The organism is Endozoicomonas sp. SESOKO3, assembly GCF_024606255.1.
On record NZ_JAHHPR010000012.1, the window covers coordinates 1 to 2,156 of the forward strand.

The window sequence follows — 2,156 nt, forward strand, 5'->3', positions numbered from 1 at the left end:
AAAACCGTCTGGTACTCACCTGATCAGGATTATGGTCCCAAACAAAGTGTTTTTGCCCCTTTTTTTGGTATGCAGGCGGCATCAGTGACTGGCACTTCAAGAATGACCAAAATGGGTAAGGCCAGGGTCGTGCCTATGGTGGTCACCCGAAAACCGGGTTCCCGGGGCTATGTCCTTGAGGTGTTTGAGGCCTGGAAGGACTTTCCCCGGGGCGATGATCTGCAGGATGCGATCCGGGTCAATCAATTTGTAGAAGAGCAGGTCAGGAAAAAACCGGATCAGTATATGTGGCTGCATCGCCGATTTAAGACCCGGCCTGAAGGTGAGGTGGGTTTTTATCAAAAGTAGTTGCCACGATCTGATGAAATAACTGAGTACCAATGTTGCCTCTGTGATTCAATTGTTTTGGAAGTAGATATATACCTAAAAAGAAATGCAGCTGGATAGCTGCATTTCTTCATGGGTGGGTCAGAACAGATTGTTAACCCGCAATCATCAACCGCAAACCATCCAGCCTGAGCATCGCTTTCTGAAGGCATTGATGACCCATTGCGGCACGCAGTTTGAGGTGTTCGATCTCTTCATCACGCACGTTCGGGTTCACTGCTTTCAGGGCAGCCAGTCGCTTGATCTCTTCCGTAACATGGCTTAGCAGGTTTTTGCAGGCTTCGGTCACAATGGGATTAACCTGTTCCTTCGCTGCTTGCTCTGCTTTGGCCAACATGGTCAGAATCGGTTCCCGTTGCGCTTTCACCAGTTTTTTTGCCATCCCTTTCTTAATGGGCTGAAGCTGGGCATTGAGGGTATCGAAGGCAACTTTTTCTGATAGGTTGTTCATGCCAGGGTCGATCAGGCAGCGAATCGGTGTCGCGGGCAGGTATCGATCCAGTTGCAGTTTTTTCTCTCCCGTAGCACCGACGACATAGATCGCTTCCAGCAACATTGTGCCGGGTTTCAGCGCTTTGTTTTTCAGCAGAGCGACCGAAGTGTTGCCCATCTCACTGGTGAGCAGCATGTCCATGCTTTCACGAACCATGGGGTGCTCCCAGGTGAGAAAATGCATATCTTCCCGGGAAAGGGCCAACTCCCGATCAAAGGTGACGGTAATGCCGTCAGCCGGAAGACCTGGGAAGGATGTCACCATATGGCTGCCAGGACGTACAACGAGGCAATGCTTGGAATGATCTTCTGAATCGACGCCAAATCCTTCAAACAGCTTTTCCATATAGCGCTTGAGCTGTCTGGGTTCTTCCTGTGCTTCGATGTCGTTTATCAGGTCTTCACTGGAAAGAGTGCCACGGGAGTTGATTTCCAGCAGGCGATCCCGACCATTGTGGAGGTACTCATTCATTTTTGCATTGAGCTTGCCGGTTTCCTCGGCCAGGACTGCCAACCACTGATCGACCTGATCAATGATGGCTCTGATGAGCAAAAAGAAGCAGCTCGTGAACAACTGCTAAAAACTCTGCTGGACCGCCATGGTACTGGCCGGGTGTTGTTCAGAAATACCCGTGCAGCCGTAGGTGGATTCCCCGGTCGTGTCGTACAGGGCTACGCCCAGAAACTGCCTGAGCTTTATCAGATTGCCCAGGAAGAAGAAACTGAAGTCCGCGGTTCGCTCTATCCTGAACTGGCTTACCAGTCCCATATCCGTGTTAACGACATGGACCCCTGGTGGAAAGTCGACCCACGCATAGACTGGCTGATTAACCTGCTAAAACTGCTCAAAAAGCAGAAAGTGCTGGTGATCTGTGCCAACGCCAATACCGCTCTGGACCTCGAGGACGCCCTCAGAATTCTGTCAGGCATACCCACGGCAGTGTTCCATGAGAACATGACGATCGTGGAACGAGATCGTGCAGCTGCGTGGTTTGCTGATGAAGAATACGGCGCCCAGGTTCTGGTCTGCTCCGAAATTGGCAGTGAAGGTCGAAACTTCCAGTTTGCCCACCACCTGGTGCTCTTCGATTTGCCCGCTCACCCGGATCTGCTGGAACAGCGTATCGGACGACTCGATCGAATTGGCCAGACCGAGACCATCAAAATTCATGTTCCTTACATAGAAGGCACTGGACAGGAATTAATCTTCCACTGGTATGACCAGGGCCTGAACGCATTCGCTGATACCTGCCCGTCTGGCAGCATGGTCTTTGAGC

General features: G+C 51.3%; 2 protein-coding genes and 1 pseudogene. 2 read left to right on the top strand and 1 reads right to left on the bottom strand.

Translation table 11 applies throughout. From position 1 onward, the window contains the following. Positions 1–348: pseudogene (locus KDK18_RS00095) on the top strand (lipid A biosynthesis lauroyl acyltransferase); the annotation flags it as partial. 133 nt (positions 349–481) lie between these two features. Here KDK18_RS00095 and KDK18_RS00100 read toward each other — a convergent pair. Then, the gene (locus tag KDK18_RS00100; protein ID WP_257252316.1) at positions 482–1,351 is read right to left on the bottom strand and encodes a hypothetical protein; all 870 of its coding nucleotides are present in this window, start codon (positions 1,349–1,351) and stop codon (positions 482–484) included. On the opposite strand from KDK18_RS00100, the gene KDK18_RS14585 reads away from it, so the two are divergent. After that, positions 1,334–2,156 (top strand): helicase-related protein (locus tag KDK18_RS14585; protein ID WP_257252317.1); only part of this gene is annotated, 823 nt, incomplete at its 3' end. The two genes, KDK18_RS00100 and KDK18_RS14585, sit on opposite strands and share 18 nt — an antisense overlap.

What these genes read in the sequence shown, in the direction of transcription:
- KDK18_RS00100 (WP_257252316.1), bottom strand. Translation starts at nt 1,351, where the DNA reads ATGAATGAGTACCTCCACAATGGTCGGGATCGCCTGCTGGAAATCAAC.